Here is a 22,214-nt window from a genome sequence, read left to right as displayed (position 1 = left end):
TCGCTGGTCATGCCGATTCCTCCTTGTGGCAGCGTCCTGTGTGGACGCTGCCACGAACGGAAAGGTGGAAGAGAGTCAGAGTTCGTTGTCGAGCAGGGAGAACATGTCGTCCAGGGTGGCCGACTCGATGTCGGTCCCGTCGCCGGAACCGGCCCGGGTCTTGTCCCGCCACAGCGCGACCAGCCGGCGCAGCCTGGTTTCCACGCCCGCCCCGTCGGTGGTCGCCGGGTCCAGCGCCGCCAACGCCGCTTCCAGCTCGGCGATCCCGGTGTCCACTCCGGACACACCGGTGGCGTTCGCCGGTACCACCTCGCCCTGGAGGAACTCCGCCATGGCGTCCGGGGTCGGGTAGTCGAAGATCAGCGTGGCCGGCAGGCGCAGGCCGGTCGCCTCACCGAGCTGGTTGCGCAGCTCGACCGCGGTCAGCGAGTCGAAGCCCAGGTCGGTGAACGCCCGGTCGGGCTCGATCACGTCCGGTCCGGCGTGACCGAGCACGGCCGCCGCCTGCCCGCGGACCAGGCCGAGCAACGCCTGCCGGGCGTCGGTCTCGGACAGGCCGGCCAGCCGCCGCCTCAGCTCGTCCGCCTGTCCGGCGTCGACCGAGGCCGACCGGCGAGCGCGCTGCGGCGGCACCAGCGCCCGCAACAGTGGTGGCACGGAAGCGGTTTCGGCGTGTGCCCTGAGCCTGGCCAGGTCCAGCTTCACCGGCACCGTCGCCGGTGCCGCCATGGACGTGGCCAGGTCGAACAGCTCCAGGCCCTCGGCCCGGCTGAGCGCACCGATGCCGTCGCGAGCCATCCGGCCCGCGTCCGTCCCCGCGCCCATGCCGTCGGCCCAGAGACCGTAGGCGAGGGACGAGGCGGGCAGGCCCAGCGACCGCCGGTGGTCGGCGAGCGCGTCGAGGAAGGTGTTCGCCGCGGCGTAGTTCGCCTGGCCCGGCGTGCCCAGGACGCCCGCGGCCGAGGAGAAGAGGACGAACATCGCCAGGTCCCGGCCCAGCGTCAGCTCGTGCAGGTTCCAGGCCGCGTCCACCTTCGGACGCAGCACCTCCTCCAGCCGCTGCGGCGTCAGCGAGGTGAACAGGCCGTCGTCGAGCACGCCGGCGGCGTGGACGACACCGGTGAGCACCGGGATGCTCTCCAGCAGGTCTTCCAGTTCGGACCGGTCGGCCGCGTCGCACGCCACGATGCGGACCCCGGCGCCCAGCTCGGTCAGCTCACCGGCCAGGTCCGCCGCACCCGGCGCGTGCACACCCCGCCGGCTCACGAGAACGAGGTTCCGCACGCCGAACGCGGTGACCAGGTGCCGGGCCACGACAGCGCCGAGGCCACCGGTACCGCCGGTCACGAGGACCGTGCCGCTCGCGTCGAGTGCCCTCGGCACGGTCAGCACGACCTTGCCGACGTGCTGGGCCTGACCGAGGAAGCGGAACGCATCCGGCGCCTCGCGGACGTCCCACGAACGGATCGGGAGTGGGCTGAGCGCACCCGACTCGAACATCGTGATCAGCTCCTCCCACATCGCGGCGATCCGGTCGGCGCCCGCGTCGGTCACGTCGAGCACCCGGTGAGTCACACCTGGATACTGCCCTGCCGCACCGCTCATCGGGCGAAGATCGCCCTTCCCCATTTCCACGAACCGCCCACCGCGCGGCAACAGCCGCAGTGAGGCCTCGGCGGCGTCACCGGGGAGCCCGTTGAGGACGACGTCGACGCCGCGGCCGTTGCTGGAGGTCAGGAACCGCTGCTCGAAGTCGAGGGTCCGCGACGAGGCGATGTGGCTGTCGGGCAGGCCCGCCGCGCGCAGGACGTCCCACTTGCCCTCGGCGGCCGTGCCGTAGACCTCCGCACCGAGGTGGTGGGCGATCTGGGTGGCGGCCATGCCCACGCCGCCGGCCGCGGCGTTGATCAGCACCGCCTCCCCCGCCGACAACCCGGCCAGGTCGTTCAGCGCGTACCAGGCGGTCAGGAACGCCAGCGGCACGGAAGCCGCCTGTTCGAAGGTCCACCAGTGCGGAACCTTGGTGACGAACGCGCGCCCGGCGCGGACCACCGGAGCGAAACCGCCGTGCACCAGGCCCATCACCGCATCGCCGACGCGGAGGTCCGTGACACCCTGCCCCACCTCCACGACGACGCCCGCGACCTCGCGGCCGAGCAGCCCGTCGTCACCGGGCCCGCTGCCCGTGAGGGTGAGCACGTCCCGGTAGCTGGCGCCCGCGGCACGGACGCCGATCCGGATCTCGTGTGCCTCCAGTGGCGCGGCGGCTTCCGGGAAGGGGCACAACGTGAACCGGTCCTCGCCCGGTGCGTCCAGCCGCCAGGTGCTCTCCCCCTGTGGGGGAACCAGTTCCGGCGCGCTGCTCGCGGGAAGCAGCCGGCAGGCGTGCACGACGCCGTCGCGCACCGCGAGCTGCGTTTCCTCCGCGAGGTGCGGGACCGCCAGTGCCACGTCGGGCCCGGAGGCGTCCAGCAGCACCAGCCGGCCGGGGTTTTCCGCCTGGGCACTGCGGATCAGGCCCCAGATCGAGGCCGTGACCGGGTTGATCTCGTCGCAAGGGCGCGTCCGCACCGCGTCGCGGGTGAGCACGACGAGCTTGCCGTCCGCGTTGCGCTCGTCCGCCAGCCACTCCTGGACGGTGGCGAGCGTGCTCACGAGCACGTCGCGCACGGCACGCGGAACCGCCTGTGCGGGCGGTCGCACCCCGAGCACCGTCACCGGTGGCACGTCCGGCCCGATCTCGTCGTGGTGGGCCCAGGCCACCGGGGTGCCGTCACCCGTGACCGGGACCCACCCCGTGAGGAAGATCCGGTCCGAAGTGGACGGTCCGGCGCTGAGCTGCGCCGCCGAGACCTCGCGCAGCAGCAACGATCCGACGGTGAGCACCGGTGCGCCCGCGGTGTCGGTGATCTCCAGCCGGACCGAGTCGGCACCGGTGGGGGTCACCGTCACGCGGACCGCTGTCGCGTTCGTGGCGTGCAGCGAGACGTCGCGCCACAGGAACGGCAGCCGCGCGGTCGCCTCCCCGGCGAACCCGAGCAGCCCGATGGGGTGCAGGGCCGCGTCGAGCAGCGCCGGGTGGATGCCGAAGCGGGCCACGTCACCGTGGGCCACGGCCGGCAGCACCACCTCGGCGAAGATCTCCTCGTCCCGCAGCCAGGCGGAGGTGAGGCCCTGGAACACCGGGCCGTAGCTCAGGCCGGTGGCCGCGAGGTCGGAGTAGAGGCCTTCCACGTCGAGGACCTCCGCCTCCGCGGGCGGCCACGCTCCGGCCACCGCGGGAAGGCGGTTCTCCTCGGGCACGAGCACACCGGCCGCGTGGTGGGTCCACGGTTGCTCGATGGAGGCGTCCGCCCGCCTCGAGTACACCGCGACCTCGCGTCCGCCGTCCTCGGCAGCGGCGCCGACGACGACCTGCACGGCCAGGCCACCCTGGTCGGGCAGCACCATCGGCGCCGCGAGGGTCAGCTCGGCCACCTCCGGGCAGCCGAGCTCGTCGCCCGCCCGGACGGCCATCTCGACCAGGGCCGCGCCGGGCACCAGGGCCGCACCGAACACGGTGTGGTCCACCAGCCACGGCTGGGCGGCGCGCGACAGCCTGCCGAAGCAGATCAGCCCGTCCCCGCCCGGCGTCGACACCGTCGCACCGAGCAGCGGGTGCTCGGTCGTCGTCAGGCCGAGCCCTGCGGCGTCGCCGGTCGAGGGGCCGCTGTCGAGCCAGAACCGCTCGCGCTGGAAGGCGTAGGTCGGGAGGTCCGTGCGCCGGGCACCGGTGCCCGCGAAGAACACCTCCCAGTCCACGGCCACACCCGCCGCCACCAGGCGGCCGAAAGCGCTTTCCACGGCCTGCGGCTCGGTGCGGTCCTTGCGCAGCAACGGGACGAACACCGCCGCGTCGCTCGCGCAGTCCTGTCCCATCGCGGACAGCACGCCGTCCGGCCCCAGCTCGGCGAACCTGGTGACGCCCGCGGCCTCCAGCGCGCGGATCCCGTCGGCGAAGCGGACGGTGTCCCGCACGTGCCGGACCCAGTACTCCGGGTCGGTCAGCTCCGTCGCCAGGTGGCCGGTCACGTTCGACACGACCGGGATCACGGGCTCGCGGTAGTCCAGCGAGCGCGCGACCTCGGCGAATTCGGCGAGCATCGGGTCCATCAACGCCGAGTGGAAGGCGTGCGAGACCGCGAGTGGTTTGATCCGGCGGCCCCGGGCGCGGAAGACCTCGGCCACGGCCAGCGCCGGGGCCTCCACGCCGGACAGCACGACGGCGGACGGACCGTTGACGGCGGCCAGGCCGACCTCGGCGGTCAGGTGGTCGCGCACCTCGTCCTCGGTGGCCTCGACGGCCACCATCGCGCCGCCGCCGGGCACTGCCTGCATCAGCCGGCCACGGGCCTCGACCAGCTTCGCCGCGTCCCGCAACGACAGCACCCCGGCGACGTGTGCCGCGCTCAGCTCGCCGATGGAGTGACCGGCCAGGAAGTCCGGCCGCACACCCCACGACTCGACCAGCCGGTACAGCGCCACCTCCAGCGCGAACAGCGCCGGTTGCGCGTTGCCGGTCCGGTTGAGCACCTCGGCGTCGTCGATCTCCCGGATTGCGGGCAACAACGCCGCGATCTCGTCGTAGGCCGCGGCGAACACCGGGAACGCCGCGTACAGCTCGCGGCCCATGCCCAGCCGCTGTGACCCCTGACCGGTGAACAGCACGGCGAGCTTGCCCGTGCCGGCCCGGCCGATCGTCACGTTCGCCGCGGGCTGCCCGTCCGCCAGAGCGGCGAGCCCAGCGCGCAGGTCGGCCGGACTCCCCGTCACGACCGCGCACCGCTCGTGCACGGCACGCGTGGTCACCAGGGAGTACGCGACGTCCACCGGTTCAGCGAGCTCCGCGTTGAGCAGGCGCTCCGCCTGCCCGCGCAGGGCGTTCTCCGTCCGTCCGAAGAGGACGTACGGGAGCAGCGCCGGCGTCCTGACCGCGCGGGCCGGCACCGGGACGTCCGGTCCCTGTTCGAGGATGACGTGGGCGTTGGTGCCGCTGATGCCGAACGCCGAGACGGCCGCACGACGCGGACGGTCCTGCTTCGCCCACGGCCGGGCCGCGGTGGCCAGTTCGACCGCACCCCCGGCCCAGTCCACGTGCGGGGACGGGGAGTCGATGTGCAGGCTCGCCGGGATGATCCCGTGCCGCATCGCCTCGACCATCTTGATGATCCCGGCGACACCGGCCGCGGCCTGGGTGTGGCCGATGTTGGACTTCACCGAGCCGAGCACCAGCGGCACGTCCCGGTCCTGGCCGTACGTGGCCAGCACCGCCTGCGCCTCGATCGGATCTCCCAGCGCGGTACCCGTTCCGTGCGCCTCGACCGCGTCTACGTCCGAAGTGGACAGCCGCGCGGCCGCGAGGGCCTGGCGGATCACGCGCACCTGGGACGGGCCGTTCGGTGCGGTGAGACCGTTGGACGCACCGTCCTGGTTCACCGCGGAACCCCTGACCACCGCGAGAACGCGATGGCCGTTGCGCTGGGCATCGGACAACCGCTCCAGCAGCAGGAACCCGGCACCCTCCGACCAGCCGGTGCCGTCCGCCGCCGCGGCGAACGGCTTGCACCGGCCGTCGGCGGCCAGACCGCGCTGCCGGGAGAACTCGATGAACGGGTTCGGCGTGGCCATCACGGTCGCGCCGCCCGCCAGTGCGAGGTCGCAGTCGCCCGACCGCAGCGCCTGCGCCGCGAGGTGCAGTGCCACCAGCGACGACGAGCACGCGGTGTCCACCGACACCGCCGGACCCTCCAGCCCGAACGTGTAGGCCACCCGGCCGGACAGGACGCTGTTCGCGCTGCCGGTGCCGAGCAGGCCCTCGAACCCGTCGGGGGTGCTCGTCAGGCGGGAGGCGTAGTCGTTGTACATCACCCCGGCGAACACGCCGGTGGGGCTGCCCTTCAACGTGACCGGGTCGATCCCGGCGCGTTCGAAGGCCTCCTGGGCGGTCTCCAGCAGCAGGCGCTGCTGCGGGTCGACGGTCATCGCCTCGCGGGGCGAGATGCCGAAGAACTCGGCGTCGAAGTCCGCCGCGTCGAGCAGGAACCCGCCCTCGCGGGTGTAGCTCTTCCCGGTGCGGTCCGGGTCCGGGTCGTACAGGTCCTCCAGGTCCCAGCCGCGGTCGGCGGGGAACGGCGTGATCGCGTCGGTGCCCTGGGCGACCAGCCGCCACAGGTCCTCCGGCGAGCGGACGCCACCGGGGTAGCGGCAGCTCATCGCGATGATCGCGATCGGCTCGTCCGGTGCGGCGGACCGCGCCGGCACAACCGCGGCGGTGGCCGTCGCACCGAGGAGCTCGGTGCGGACGTGGTCGGCCAGCGCCCGGGGGGTCGGGTAGTCGAAGATCAGCGTCGCGGGCAGCCGCAGGCCGGTGGCCTCGCCGAGCCGGTTGCGCAGCTCGACCGCCGTGAGCGAGTCGAAGCCCAGCTCGGTGAACGCCCGTCCCACCTCCACCGCGCCCGTGCCGGCGTGGCCCAGGACCTCGGCAACGCGAACCCGGACCAGCTCGGTCACGTGGGCACGCTGCTCGGCGTCGGAGAGCCTCGACAGGGTGTCCAGGAGTGCGGACACCGCCTGGGCGTTCACGGCGCTGCGCAGGCGCGGGACCCGCACCAGGCCGCGCAGGACGGCCGGGATCGGCGAGGTGCGGGCGTGGACCTGCAACGTCGCGAGGTCCAGCTTCACCGGCACCGGCACCGCCGTCTCCGCGGCGAGCGCGGCGTCGAACAGCGCCAAACCCTCCTCTTCGGACAGTGCGCCGAAGCCGTCACGGCTCAGTCGGTCCACATCGGACCCGTCGGCCATGCCCTCCGCCCACAGCCCGTAGGCGAGCGACCGGGCGGGCAGCCCCTCGGCGACCCGCTGCTCGGCCAGTGCGTCGAGCACGGCGTTCGCCGCGGCGTAGTTCGCCTGCCCCGGACCACCGAGGATGCCGGAGACCGAGGAGAGCAGGACGAACTGGCTCAGCGGCCGGTCGCGGGTCAGCTCGTGCAGCGCCACGGCCGCGTCGGCCTTCGGGCGCAGCACGGTGTCCACGCGCTCGGGCGTCAGGGCCGTGATGACGCCGTCGTCGAGCACACCGGCGGCGTGCACGATCCCGGTCAGGTCGGGGATCGAGTCGAGCAACGCCGCCAGTGCGTCGCGGTCGGAGACGTCGCAGGCCTCGACCACCGCGCCGAGCTCGGCGGCCAGTTCGGCCGCGCCGGGCGCGTCCAGGCCGCGGCGGCTGGTGAGGACCAGCTTCGTGACGCCGTGCACCCGCGAGAGGTGGCGAGCGACCGCGGCGCCGATCCCGCCCGTGCCGCCGGTGACGAGGACGGTGCCCTCGCCCCACGTGGCCGGGCTCGCGGTGCGGGCCCGGACGAGCCGGGGTGCCAGCGTCTCGCCGTCGTGGACGCGGACCTGCGGCTCACCCGTCGCGAGCGCCGCAGCCACGTCGCCGCCCTCGACGAGGACGAACCGGCCGGGGTGCTCCGACTCCGCGCTGCGGACCAGGCCGCGCACGGCCGCACCGGACAGCGACCCGTCGGTCACGACGACCAGCCGTGCGTCGGCGAACCGTTCCTCGGCGAGGAACCCCTGGACCGCCGTCAGCGCACCGTGCAGGACCTCCCGCGGTTCGCCCGCCGGGACGTCCAGGACCAGCGCCGCGGGAACGTCGTCGCCGACGTCCCGCAGCGGCACGTGCTCGACCGGGGTTCCCTGTGCGGGCACGGGAACCCAGGACAGCTCGTACAGCGGTTCGCCGGTCGTGCGGAGCTGTTCGGCGGAGGCGGCGCGGACGACCAGCGAGCCGATCGTGGCGACGGGAACGCCGGTGCTGTCGGCGACGAGGACCGCCACCCGGTCGGTACCGGTCGAGGTGACCCGGACGCGCACCGTGGTCGCACCGGTGGCGTGCAGGGTCACCGAGCCGAACGCGAACGGCAGCCGGGTCCCCTCACCCGGCAGGAGGCCGATCGTGTGCAGCGCCGCGTCGAGCAGCGCCGGGTGCAGGCCGAACCGGCCCGCCTGGTCGTGCTCGGCTTCGGGCAGCGCGACCTCGGCCCAGACGTCGTCACCGGCGCGCCAGGCGGCCCGCAGTCCCTGGAAGACCGGCCCGTAGGCCAGTCCGGCGGCCGCGAAGTCCTCGTACAGGCCGTCGAGCTCCACGGCCTCGCCCGCGGGCGGCCACGCCGCCAGGTCGAACGACGGTGCGGACGTGCCGGGCGACAACGTGCCCACGGCGTGCTCGGTCCACGCACCGTGCGCACTGCGCGAGTGCACCGACACCGGTCGCCGGTCGGCGCCGTCGGCCGCGCCGACGAGCACCTGGACGTCCAGCGAACCGGACGCCGGCAGCAGCAGCGGTGCCTGCACCGTCAGCTCCTCGACGGTGCCGCAGCCGGCTTCGTCACCGGCCCGCACCACCAGCTCCAGCAGCCCGGTCCCGGGCATGAGCACCGCGCCCAGCGCCGAGTGGTCGGCCAGCCACGGGTGCGTGGCCAGCGACAGCCGGCCGGTGAGCACCCAGCCGTCGCCGTCGGCGAAGGGCACGGCCGCACCGAGCAGCGGGTGCTCGGCAGGCACGAGACCGGCGGCGGAGACGTCCGCGCCCGTCGCGGCCGCGGCGAGCCAGAACCGCTGGTGCTGGAACGCCGAGGTCGGGAGGTCCACGATCCGCGCGTCGCTCCCGGCGAACACCGCGGACCAGTCGACCTGCTCACCGCGGGTGTACGCGGCGGCCAGACCGGTCATCGCGGACGCGGCCTCGTCGCGGTCCTTGCGCAGGAACGAGGTGAAGAGGCCATCGGCGGTGTCGGCGCCCATCGCCGACAGCACGCCGTCCGGGCCGACCTCCAGGAACCGGGTGACGCCCCGGTCGTGCAGCCAGGAGACGGTGTCGGCGAAGCGAACCGTTTCCCGGACGTGCTCGACCCAGTGCTCGGCGTCCGTGAGCCGGTCGGTGACGAGCTGCCCGGTGACCGTGGAGACGACCGGGATCGACGGTGCCGCGTAGGTCAGCGACTCCGCCACCGCGCGGAACTCGGCCAGCACCGGCTCCATGAGCGCCGAGTGGAACGCGTGCGAGACCGCCAGCCGCTTGGTGCGGCGGCCAAGCTTCTCGAACTTCTTGGCGACCTTGAGGGTCTGGGTCGCCGCGCCGGACAGCACGACGGCGTTCGGGCCGTTGACGGCGGCCAGGGACACCTTGGGAGACAGGTGTTCGCGGACCTCGTCCTCGGTCGCCTGGACGGCGACCATCGCGCCACCGGCGGGCAACTCCTGCATCAGCCGGCCGCGTGCGGACACCAGCGTCGCCGCGTCCGCCAGCGACAACACGCCGGCCACGTGCGCCGCCGCGATCTCACCGATCGAATGCCCGGCGACGAAGTCCGGCACGACACCCCACGACCGCACCAGGCGGAACAGCGCCACCTCCAACGCGAAGATCGCCGGCTGCGCGTTGCCGGTCTGCGCCAGCACCTCCGCGTCGGTGATCTCCCTGATACCGGGCAGGTGACCGCAAACCTCGTCATAGGCCTGCGCGAACACCGGGAACGCCTCGTACAGCCCGGAACCCATGCCCACGCGCTGGGAACCCTGGCCGGTGAACAGCACCGCCGTCCGTCCGGAAAGGACTCGGCCGGTCGTGACCGACGCCGTGGTCTCCCCGGCCGACAGCGCCGCCAGACCGGCACGCAGCTCCTCCGGGGTCGAGCCGACCACGACGGCCCGGTGGTCGTGCGAGGTGCGCGTGGTGGCCAGCGACAGGCCGAGGTCGGCGGGCTGACCGCCGATCTCCAGCAGCCGGGCCGCCTGCTCGTGCAGTGCCTGCTCGCTGCGCCCGGAGACCACCCAGGGCACGACGGGCAGCTCCACGTCCGCACGCGGCGGCGCGAGCTCGTCCTCGGCCTGCTCCAGGATCACGTGCGCGTTGGTGCCGCTGATGCCGAACGACGACACGGCGGCGCGGCGCGGCCGGTCGACCGCGGGCCAGGCGCGCTGCTCGGTGAGCAGGCTGACCTCACCGGCCGCCCAGTCGACGTGCGGGGTCGGCTCCTGCAGGTGCAACGTCGCGGGAAGCACGCCGTGCCGCAGCGCCTGGACCATCTTGATGACACCGGCGACACCGGCCGAGGCCTGGGTGTGGCCGATGTTCGACTTGATCGAGCCGAGGTACAGCGGCTCCTCGGCACGCTCCTGGCCGTAGGTGGCGAGCAGCGCCTGCGCCTCGATGGGATCGCCCAGCGGGGTGCCGGTGCCGTGCGCCTCGACGACGTCCACAGTGGACGACTCGATGCCCGCGCTGGCCAGCGCCTGCCGGATCACCCGCTGCTGCGACGGGCCATTCGGCGCGGTGAGACCGTTGGACGCGCCGTCCTGGTTCACCGCGGAACCCCTGACCACCGCGAGAACGCGGTGACCGTTGCGCCGGGCGTCGGACAACCGCTCCAGCACCAGCACGCCGACGCCCTCGGACCAGCCGGTGCCGTCGGCGTCGGCGGAGAACGACTTGCACCGGCCGTCGACGGCGAGACCGCGCTGCCGGGAGAAGCCGATGAACGTGTCGGGAGAGGCCATGACGGTGACACCGCCGGCCAGGGCCATCGAGCACTCACCCGAGCGCAGTACCTGCATCGCCCAGTGCATCGCGACCAGGGAGGACGAGCACGCCGTGTCGACGGTGACGGCCGGGCCCTCCAGGCCCAGGGTGTAGGCCACGCGCCCGGACAGCACGCTGCCGGACGTCCCGGTGCCGATGAAACCCTCGACACCGTCGGGCAACGCGCCGAGGCGCGCACCGTAGTCGTGGTACATCAACCCGGCGAACACACCGGTCGGCGTGCCCTTGAGCCCCGCGGGATCGATCCGCGCGTGCTCCAGCGCCTCCCACGAGACCTCCAGCAGCAACCGCTGCTGCGGGTCCATCGCCAGCGCCTCGCGCGGCGAGATGCCGAAGAACTCCGGATCGAAGTCGCCGGCGTCGTGCAGGAACCCGCCCTCCCGCGTGTAGGTCTTGCCCTGCGCGTCGGGGTCGGGGTGGTAGATGCCGTCGACGTCCCACCCGCGGTCCTCGGGGAAGCGGGTGACGCCGTCGCGGCCGTTCGTGACGAGGTCCCACAGGTCCTCCGGCGAGCCGACGCCGCCGGGGTAGCGGCAGGCCATGCCGACGATGGCGATCGGATCGTCGGCGAGCGCCACGGAGGCGAACACCGGCGTCGCCGGACCGGCCAGCTCGTCGAGGAACTCGGCCTGGATGAACTCGGCCAGCGCCAGGGGCGTCGGGTAGTCGAACGTGAGGGTGGCGGGCAGCCTGAGGCCCGTGGCCGCGTCGACGCGGTTGCGGAGCTCGACCGCGGTGAGCGAGTCGAAACCCAGGTCGCCGAACGCGCGGTCGGTCTCGACCGCGTCCGGGCTGGTGTGGCCCAGCACCAGGGCGACCTCGGTGCGGATCAGGTCGAGCAGCTGCCGCAGTCGTTCGGCCGGAGGCAGCGCACCCAGCCGCTCGCGCAGCCCGGCACCTTCCTCCGTGCGCGCGGTGCGCCGCGGGCGGACCTTGACCAGGCTTCGCAGGACGTGCGGGACCACGCCGGTGGCCTTCGCGCCCTCCCTGACAGCGGCGACGTCCAGCCGCATCGCGACCGGGTTCGCGTCCTCTCCGAGCGCGACGAGGTCGAACAGCGCCAGGCCGTCCTCGGCCGAGAGCGCCGCGAAACCGGCGGGACCGGCCGCTTGGCCGTGGCCCATGCCCTCGTCCCACAGGCCGTAGGCGATCGACGTCGCCGGCAGCCCGAGCGTGCGGCGGTGGACGGCGAGACCGTCGAGGAAGCCGTTCGCCGCGGCGTAGTTGGCCTGCCCCGGCGCGCCGAGCGTGCCCGCGATCGAGGAGAACGTGACGAACAGGTCGAGGCCGCCGGTCAGCTCGTGCAGGTGCCAGGCCGCGTCGGCCTTGGGGCGCAGCACGGCTTCGACGCGGTCACGGGTCAGCGCGTCGAGCACGCCGTCGTCGAGCACACCGGCCGCGTGCACGACCCCGCGCAGCGGCCGGTCGGCGGGAACGAGGGCGAGCGCGGTCTCGAGCTGGCCGCGGTCGGAGACGTCGCACGCGGCGACCGTCACCTCCGCGCCGAGCTCGGTCAGCTCCCGCACCAGCTGTGGTGCCTGAGGGCTGTCGCCGCCGGAACGGCTGACCAGCAACAGGTTCCGGACGCCGTGGCGTTCGACGAGGCGGCGGGCGACGAGCGCGCCCAGGCCGCCGGTACCGCCGGTGACCAGCACGGTCCCGTCGAGCGACCAGTCGTCGCGACCGGTCGCCCTGGAGCGCACCAGCCGGGGCACCCGCAGCTCGCCGTCGGCGAGCAGCACCTCCGGCTCACCCGTGCCGACCGCCGCGGCGACATCACCATCGCCGTGCACCAGCACGAACCGGTCCGGGTGCTCGGCCTGTGCGCTGCGCACGAGCCCGCTCACCGCGGCGTGCGCGGGAAGGCCCGGGGTCGTGCGCACGACCAGCTTGGCCTCGCGGTCCTCGGCCAGCCACGACTGCAGCAGGCCCAGCACCTCGGCGGTCACCACGTCGGCCGCACCCTCGGGCACGGAGTGGACGACCGCGGCCTCCTGGCCGGGTGGCTGGACGTTGGCCGTGACCGGCACCCAGTCCACGGTGAACAGGGCGTCGCGCTCCGCCTGGTCGACCGGGCGGAGCTGCTCCTCGCTGATCTCCCGCAACGCGAGCCGGTCAACCGAGAGCACCGGCGCACCGGTGCCGTCGGCCACCCGCAGCGACAGCGCGCCCGATCCCGCCGGGGCGAGCCGGACCCGCAGGGCGGTCGCGCCGGCCGCGTGCAACGTCAGACCGGCCAGCGAGAACGGCAGCCGCGCCTGGCCACCGGACAGCCCGACGGCGTGCAACGCGGCGTCCAGCAGCGCCGGGTGCAGGCCGAACCGGCTGACGTCGGTGCCCTCGGGCAGCTCGACCTCGGCAAACGTCTCCTCACCCCGGCGCCAGGCGGCCCGCAGGCCGCGGAAGACGCCGCCGTAGTCCAGTCCGGCCTCGGCGAGGGTGGCGTAGAAGCCGTCGAGGTCGACCGGCACGGCGTTCTCCGGCGGCCACCCGGTCTCTTCCGCCCCAGGCCCGCCACCACCGGGGATCAGCGTTCCGGTGGCGTGCAACGTCCATTCGTCGTCGGCGCCCTCGGGCCGCGAGTGGACGGTCACCGTGCGGCGTCCGTCCACTTCGGAGTCCGAGAGGGACACCCGGAGTTGCAGTGCCGCGCTGCCGAGCACCAGCGGTGCCTGGAGAACGAGCTCCTCCACGGTGTCGCAGCCGACCTCGTCGCCCGCCTGGACGGCCAGTTCCGCGAACGCCGTGCCGGGCAGCAGGACCGTGCCCATCACCCGGTGCCCGGCCAGCCACGGCTGTGCGTCCAGCGACAGCCGGCCCGTCAGCACGAGTCCGCCGCTGTCCGGGAGCGTGACGGTGGCGCCGAGCAGCGGGTGGTCCAGCGCGCCCTGGCCCAGGCTCGCGGCGTCACCGGCTCCGGGCGTGGAGTGCAGCCAGAACCGCTGGCGCCGGAAGGGGTAGGTCGGCAGGTCGACGACCGCCGCGCCGCTGCCGGCGAAGTACTCCTGCCAGCCGACGTCGACGCCGTGGCTGAACAGGGTGCCCAGCGCGGTCACCAGCGAGGTGGACTCGTCGCGGTCCTTGCGCAGGGACGGGACGAACACCGCCTCGACGGTGTGCTGCCCGAGGCCGGACAGGGCGGCGTCGGGGCCGATCTCCAGGAACCGGGTGACGTCCAGACCGGCCAGTGCCGTCAGGCCGTCGGCGAACCGGACCGGCTCGCGCACGTGCTCGACCCAGTACTCCGGTGCCGTCACCACGCCCGGTCCCACCAGCGCACCCGTCACGGTGGACACCATCGGAACCGCCGGTTCGCGGTACTCGACCGACTCCGCCACCGCGCGGAACTCCGCCAGCATCGGCTCCATGAGCGCCGAGTGGAACGCGTGCGAGACCGCCAGCCGCTTGGCGCGGCGGCCGAGCCGCTCGAACCTCCCGGCCACTTCAAGGGTCGGCGCGGCCGCACCCGAGAGCACCACGGCGTTCGGGCCGTTCACCGCGGCCAGGCAGACCTCCGGCGACAGGTGCTCGCGCACCTCGTCCTCGGTCGCCTCGACGGCGACCATCGCGCCACCGGCGGGCAGCGCCTGCATCAGCCGGCCGCGTGCGGACACCAGCGTCGCCGCGTCCTGCAACGAGAACACGCCGGCCACGTGCGCCGCCGCGATCTCACCGATCGAGTGTCCGGCGACGAAGTCCGGCGTGACGTTCCACGACCGGATCAACCGGAACAGCGCCACCTCCAACGCGAAGATCGCGGGCTGGGCGTTGCCGGTCTGCGCCAGCACCTCTGCGTCGCTGATGTCCCTGATACCGGGCAGCTGACCGCAAACCTCGTCGTAGGCCTGCGCGAAGACCGGAAATGCTTCGTACAGCCCGGAACCCATGCCCAGCCGCTGGGTTCCCTGGCCGGCGAACAGGAACGCCAGCCTGCCGGGGGCGGCCAGACCGGTGACCACGGTGGCCGCCTGGCCGGTCGTGGCGAAGGCCGACAGCCCGGCGAGCGCGCTCTCCCGGTCGGCGCCGACCACGACGGCACGCCGTTCGTGCGCCTGGCGGGTCGTCACGAGCGAGTAGCCGAGTTCCAGCAACGACTTCGAGCCCAGGTCGGCGGCAAGCCGGCCGGCCTGCTCCCGCAGGGCTTCGTCGGACCGGGCGGACAGCACCAGCGGCACCACCGCGGGCGGGTTCGGCTCGGCCTGCGCGGCGGCGGGTGCCGGGACGTGTTCGAGCACGACGTGCGCGTTAGTTCCGCTGAAGCCGAACGACGACACGCTCGCCCGGCGCGGCGCACCGGTCCGCGGCCACTCGACCTGCTCGGTGAGCAGCCGGATCGCACCCCGGTCCCAGTCGACCTGGCCGGACGGCTCGTCGACGTGGAGGGTGCGCGGCAGCACACCGCTCTGCATGGCCTGCACCATCTTGATGACACCGGCGACACCCGCCGCAGCCTGGGTGTGGCCGATGTTCGACTTCACCGACCCCAGCCACAACGGCTCCCGCCGGTCCTGGCCGTAGGTCGCGAGCAGCGCCTGCGCCTCGATCGGGTCACCCAGCCGGGTGCCCGTGCCGTGCGCCTCCACCACGTCCACATCGGACGCCGACAACCCCGCGTTGGCCAGCGCCTGCCGGATCACCCGCTGCTGCGACGGACCGTTCGGCGCGGTCAGGCCGCTGGACGCGCCGTCCTGGTTCACCGCGGAACCCTTGAGCAGCGCCAGCACCGGGTGGCCGTTGCGGCGCGCGTCCGACAGCCGCTCCAGCAGCAGCATGCCGACGCCCTCGCCCCAGCTGACGCCGTCGGCGCCGTCGGCGAACGCCTTGCAGCGGCCGTCGAGCGCCATGGCCTGCTGCTTGCTGAAGTCGATGAACGGACCGGGCGTGGACATCACGGTCACACCGCCGGCCAGGGCCAGATCGCACTCACCCGAACGCAGCGAGTGGGCCGCCATGTGCAACGCCACCAGCGACGACGAGCAGGCGGTGTCGACCGACACGGCCGGACCCTCGAAGCCGAAGGTGTAGGCGATCCGCCCGGACATCATCGAGCCGGAGGTCCCGGTGCCGAGGAAGCCCTCGACGTCGTCGGGAATCGTCTTCAGCTGCGACGCGTAGTCGTGGTAGATCGCGCCGGCGAACACGCCCGTCGTGCTGCCGCGCAGGTCCACCGGCTTGAGCCCGGCCCGTTCGAACGCCTCCCAGGAGACCTCCAGCAGCAACCGCTGCTGCGGGTCCATGGCGAGCGCCTCGCGCGGCGAGATCCGGAAGAACTCCGGGTCGAAGTCGCCGGCGTCCTCCAGGAACCCGCCGACCCGCGTGTTCGAGACACCCTGCTTGCCCGGTGTGGTGTCGAACAGCGCCGCCAGGTCCCAGCCGCGGTCGTCGGGGAACGGGGAGATGCCCTCGCGGCCCTCGGACACCAGCGCCCAGAGGTCCTCCGGTGACCGCACGCCGCCGGGGAACCGGCAGCTCATGGCGACGATCGCGATGGGGTCGTCGCCGGCGGCGACCTGCGCCCGCACCTGCGGCGTGCCCGCCAGGCCCAGTTCGCCCAGCAGCTCGGCGCGCAGGAAACCCGCCAGCGCCACGGGGGTCGGGTGGTCGAAGGTCACCGTGGACGGCAGGCGCAGGCCGGTCGCCGCGCTCAGCCGGTTGCGCAGCTCGACCGCCGTGAGGGAGTCGAAACCGAGGTCGGTGAACCCGCGGCCGGGCTCGATGCCGCCCGCGGTCACGTGCCCGAGCACCAGCCCGACCTCGGTGCGGACCAGGTCCAGCAGCGCGTGGTCCTGCTCGGCCTCGGTGAGCGAGGCGAGGCGGCGCGCGAGCGAGGAGCCCCGCCCGGCACCGGACTGCGCGGCCCGCCTGCCCGGCGTGCGCACGAGACCACCGAGCACGGCGGGCAGCGCGGTGCCGCGCGCGGAGGCCCGCAGCGCGGGCAGGTCCAGCTTGATCGGGACGGCCACGGGCGCGTCGGCCGCGAGCGCGGCGTCGAACAGCGCCAGCCCCTCCGGCACGGTCAGCGCGGGCGTGCCGCCGTTGCGCAACCGGGCGAGGTCGGCGTCGCCGAGCGCCTCGCCCATGCCGGCCGCCCACAGGCCCCAGGCCATCGACTGGCCGGGCAGGCCGAGGGCCCGCCGGTGCTCGGCGAGCGCGTCGAGGTAGGCGTTCGCGGCGGCGTAGCTGCCCTGTCCCGGCGCGCCGAGCACACCGGCGGCTGAGGAGAAGGTGATGAAGAAGGCCAGGTCGTGGGGCGTGGTCAGCTCGTGCAGGTACCGGGCGGCGTCGGCCTTGGGGCCCAGCACGCCCGCCACCCGCCGCGGGGTCAGCGAGTCGATCGTGCCGTCGTCGAGCACACCGGCCGCGTGCACCACGCCGGTCAGCTCGACGCCGTCGAGCAGTGCGGCGAGCGCGGCGCGGTCCGCCACGTCGCAGGCCGCGGCCGACACCTCGGCACCCAGCCCGGTGAGCTCCTCGACCAGCGCCTGCGCGCCAGGGGCGGCGAGGCCGCGCCGGCTGGTGAGCAGGAGCCTGCGGACGCCGTGGTCGGTGACCAGGTGCCGGGCCACCACGGCACCCAGGCCGCCGGTGCCACCGGTCACGAGCACGGTCCCGCCCGGCTCGGCGGTCCTCGGCATCGACAGCGCGACCTTGCCGATGTGCTTGGCCTGGCTGAGGAAGCGGAACGCCGCCCGTGCCTGGCGCACGTCCCACGCCCGCACGGGAAGGGGTTCGAGCACGCCCCTGTCGAAAAGCTCGACCAGGGCGGTCCACATCTGCGCCGTGCGCTCGGGTCCCGCCTCGCTCAGGTCGAACGCCTGGTACCGCACGTCCGGGTGGTGGGCGGCCACGTCGTCGGCGTCACGGACGTCGGCCTTGCCCATCTCCAGGAAGCGGCCACCCGGCGCCGTCGTCCGCAGCGACGCGTCCACGAAGTCGCCCGCCAGCGCGTTGAGCACGACGTCGACCCGGCCGAACCGCTGTTCGAAGTCGAGCGTGCGGGACGAGGCGATGCGCTCGCCGTCGATGCCCGCCTCGCGCAGCACGTGCTGCTTGCCCTCGCTCGCCGTGCCGTACACCACGGCGCCCAGGTGGTGGGCCAGCTGCGTCGCGGCCATGCCCACACCGCCGGCGGCGGAGTGGATCAGGATCGACTCCCCCGCCTTCAGCTCGCCCAGGTCGCACAGCGCGTAGTAGGCGGTGAGGAACACCAGCGGCACGGTCGCGGCCTGCTCGAACGTCCACCCCGCGGGCTTGCGGGTGATCATCTGGCGCTCGACCACCGCGGCCGGGCCACCGCCACCGGCGACCAGGCCCATCACCTCGTCGCCGGGCGCGAGGTCGGTCACGGACGCGCCCACCTCGGTCACGACACCGGCCAGCTCGCTGACGAGCAGCCCGGCCTCGCCGCGGTACATGCCCAGGACGTTCAGCACGTCCCGGAAGTTCAGCCCGGCGGCGCGCACGGCGACGCGGACCTCGGTCGGCGCGAGCGGCCGCGCCGCCACCGGTTCCAGCACCAGGTGGTCGACGGTGCCCTTGCCCGACATGCCCAGCCGCCAGTCACCGGCGGGCGGGACCAGGCGACCGGTGGTCTCCGTGGCGACCAGGCGCGGCACCAGGAGTTGGTCTCCGCGCACGGCCAGCTGCGGCTCGTCGCACGTGAGAACGGCGTCGGTGATCTCGTCGGCGTCCACCAGTGCGAAGCGGTCGGGGTGCTCGGACTGCGCGGAGCGCACCAGGCCCCACACCGCGGCCACGGCCGGGCCGACGGCGAGGTCGTCCACTCCGGTGGAGACGGCGCCGACGGTCTGGACGACGAGCTTCGCGGTCTCGAACCGCTCGTCGGCCAGCCACCGCTGGAGCACGTCGAGCGTCGCGGCGACCGTGTCGTGCACGTCCTCGCCTTCGGCGCGGTGCACGACGACCGGCGGGACGGCCTCGCCCAGGTCGTCCCACCGCACCCACTCCGGTGCGTCACCTCCGGCCGGGGTGACCGGCTTCCAGGCGAGCTCGTAGAGCCCGTTCTGGTCGGCGGCCGTGCGGATCTGCTCGGCCGAGACCGGCCGCACCGCCAGGGAGCCGACCGTGGCGATCGGCGTGCCCTCGCCGTCGGCGACCCTCAGGGTGACCGCGTCGGTGCCCGCCGGGGACAGCCGCACCCGCAGGTCGGCGGCGCCGGAGGCGTGCAGGGCCACGTCGGTCCAGGCGAACGGCAGCCGGGCCTGGCCGCCCTCGTCCAGTGCCAGTGCGTGCAGCGCGGCGTCGAGCAGCGCCGGGTGCAGGCCGAACCGGCCCGCCTGGTCACGTGCCGCGTCGGGCAGCGCGACCTCGGCGAAGGTGTCCTCGCCCCGCCGCCACACCGCGCGCAGGCCCTGGAAGGTCTCGCCGTAGTCCAGCCCCAGGGCGGCGAGCTCCCGGTAGTGGCCGTCCAGCGGGACCGCCTCGGCGCCGGCCGGTGGCCACTCGGTGAGGTCCCAGGACGTGGCCTGGGGCGCCGCGGCCAGCGAGCCGGAGGCGTGCAGCGTCCACGGGGCGTCGACCGCGGCGCCACCGGGACGGGAGTGCAGGGTCAGCGGACGGCGGCGGGCCTCGTCCGGCGCACCCACCCACAGCTGCACGTGCACGCCCGCGTTCTCGGGCAGCACCAGCGGTGCCTGGAGGGTGAGCTCCTCGACGCCGGTCAGCCCCGTCTCGTCGGCCGCGCGCACGGCCAGTTCGACCAGGGCCGTGCCGGGCACGACCACCGCTCCCATGACGACGTGGTCGGCCAGCCACGGGTGGGTCCGCGTGGACAGGACGCCGGTGAACAGGAACCCGTCGGCGTCGGCGACCGAGACGGCGGCACCGAGCAGCGGGTGGTCCAGCGAGCTGAGGCCGAGCCCGGACGCGTCGCCCGCGGGCGCGGTGACGGGCAGCCAGTAGCGGTCGCGCTGGAACGGGTAGGTGGGCAGGTCGACCACACGCCCACCGCGCAGGTACGCGGACCAGTCGACCCGGCCGCCGTGGACGTGCAGCTCGGCGAGACCGGCCAGGAGCGTGGCGACCTCGTCGCGGTCGCGGCGCAGCACGGGGACGAACCGGCCGTCCGCGCAGTCCTGCCCGGCGGCGCACAGCACGCCGTCCGGCCCGAGTTCGAGGTACCGCGTGACACCGGCCGCAGCCAGGGTTCCGACGCCGTCGGCGAACCGGACGGCATCGCGGACGTGCCGGACCCAGTAGCCGGGGTCGCAGACGTCCTCGGTGCGGGCGAGCTGCCCGGTCACGTTGGAGACCAGGGCGATCTTCGGGGTCTGGAACGTCACCCCGCGCACGACCTCGGCGAACTCCGCGAGCATGCCGTCCATCAGCGCGGAGTGGAACGCGTGCGAGACCGCGAGCGCCTTGGTCTTGCGGCCGGCAGCGGCGAACCGCGCGGCCACCTCGGCGACGGCGTCCGCGGCGCCCGAGATCACGACCGCCTCGGGACCGTTGACCGCGGCGATGTCGACGCCGTCGCGCAGCGCGGCCCTGACCTCGTCCTCACCGGCCTGGATCGCGGCCATGCCGCCGCCGGAGGGCAGCGCCTGCATGAGCCGGCCGCGCGCTGCCACGATCTTCGCCGCGTCCTCCAGCGACCAGACACCGGCGACGTGTGCCGCGGCCAGCTCACCGACCGAGTGGCCGATCAGGAAGTCCGGCCGCACGCCCCACGACTCGACCAGCCGGTACAGCGCCACCTCCAGCGCGAACAGCGCCGGTTGCGCGTTGCCCGTCTGGTTGAGCACCTCGGCGTCGTCGATCTCCCGGATTCCGGGCAACAGCGCGGCGATCTCGTCGTACGCCTCGGCGAAGACGGGGAACGCCGCGTACAGCTCACGCCCCATACCCAGCCGCTGCGAACCCTGACCGGTGAACATGACGGCGAGCTGGCCACCTACGGCCACACCGGTGGTGACGCCGGGCGCACCGGTCCCCTGGGCCACGGCCCGCAGGCCCGCGCGGAGGGAGTCGGTGCCGGTGCCGGTGACGACGGCGCGGCACTGCCCGGTGGCCCGCGTCGCCGCGAGCGAGTAGCCGATGTCGGCCGGCTCCCCCTCGACGGACAGCAGCGCCTCGGCCTGCGCCCGCAGTGCGGCGTCGGTCCGGCCGGACAGCACCCACGGGACCAGCGCGGGAACGGGCCCGCGCTCGGGCAGCTCCGCGCTCTCCGGTGCCTGCTCCAGGATGACGTGGGCGTTGGTACCGCTGATGCCGAACGACGACACACCGGCACGGCGGACGCGGCCGGCGGGCCACGTGCGGTTCTCGGTGAGCAGGGAGATCGCGCCGGACGACCAGTCGACCTGCGGGGTGGGGGCGTCGATGTGCAGGCTCGCCGGCAGCACGGCGTTGCGCAGGGCCAGGATCATCTTGATCACGCTGGCGACGCCGGCGGCGGCCTGCGTGTGACCGATGTTCGACTTGACCGAGCCGAGGTGCAGCGGACGGCCGGTCTCGCGGCCCCGCCCGTAGACGGCCTGCAGCGCCTGCACCTCGATGGGGTCGCCGAGGGTGGTGCCGGTGCCGTGCGCCTCGATGGCGTCGACGTCCTTCGCGGACAGCCGGGCGTCGGTGAGCGCGGCGCGGATGACCCGCTGCTGCGACGGCCCGTTGGGTGCGGTGAGGCCGTTGGACGCGCCGTCGGAGTTGACCGCCGTGCCGCGGATGACGGCGAGGACCTGATGGCCGTTGCGCTGGGCGTCGGACAGCCGTTCGAGCACGACCACGCCCGCGCCCTCGCCCCACCCGGTGCCGTCGGAGGCCGCGGCGAACGCCTTCACCAGGCCGTCACGGGCCAGTCCCCGCTGGCGGGAGAACTCGACGAAGGCGCCGGGGTCCGACATCACCGTGGCGCCACCGGACAGCGCCAGGTCGGACTCACCCGCGCGCAGCGAGCGGACCGCGAGGTGCAGGGTCACCAGCGACGCCGAGCACGCCGTGTCGACGGTGACCGACGGGCCCTCCAGGCCCAGCACGTAGGAGATCCGGCCGGACAGGACGCTGCCGGCGGTGCCGGTGCCCAGGTAGCCCTCGACGCCTTCGACGCCCCTGGGCAGGTCGCGGGCGTAGTCCTGGCCGTTCGTGCCCATGAACACCGCGGCGCGGCTGCCCTTGAGCGAGGACGGGTCGATGCCCGCCCGCTCCAGCGCCTCCCACGAGGTCTCCAGCAGCAGGCGCTGCTGCGGGTCCATCGACACCGCTTCGCGCGGGGAGACGCCGAAGAACTCCGGGTCGAACTCGTCGGCGTCGTGCACGAAGCCGCCGAGCCGCACGTAGCTGGTGCCCAGGTGGTCGGGGTCGGGGTCGAACAGGCCGTCGACGTCCCAGCCCCGGTTGCCGGGGAACTCGGTGATCCCGTGCCGGCCGGTGACCAGCAGGTCCCAGAACTGCTCGGGTGTGCGCACGCCGCCGGGGAAGCGGCAGCCCATGCCCACGACCGCGATCGGCTCGGCCTCGCGGTCCTCGACCTCGGCCAGGCGGTTGCGGGTGCGCTGCAGCTCTCCGGTGACGCGGGTCAGGTAGTCGCGCAGCTTGGCGTTCTCATCCATTGTTG

1 protein-coding gene is annotated in these 22,214 nt (G+C 74.0%); it reads right to left on the bottom strand.

Annotation, left to right across the window (positions count from 1 at the left end):
- Window positions 1-75 precede the first annotated feature (75 nt).
- A complete protein-coding gene (locus ADL03_RS13935; RefSeq protein ID WP_053733778.1) occupies window positions 76-22,209 on the bottom strand; it encodes a type I polyketide synthase in 22,134 nt (7,377 codons plus the stop codon).
- Window positions 22,210-22,214 lie beyond the last annotated feature (5 nt).

This window comes from Nocardia sp. NRRL S-836 (genome assembly GCF_001279525.1).
Lineage (GTDB): Bacteria > Actinomycetota > Actinomycetes > Mycobacteriales > Pseudonocardiaceae > Lentzea.
Note: the sequence above shows the minus strand (reverse complement) of the source record. Positions and strands in the feature narration are given on the sequence as shown.

What these genes read in the sequence shown, in the direction of transcription:
- ADL03_RS13935 (WP_053733778.1), bottom strand. Translation starts at nt 22,209, where the DNA reads ATGGATGAGAACGCCAAGCTGCGCGACTACCTGACCCGCGTCACCGGA.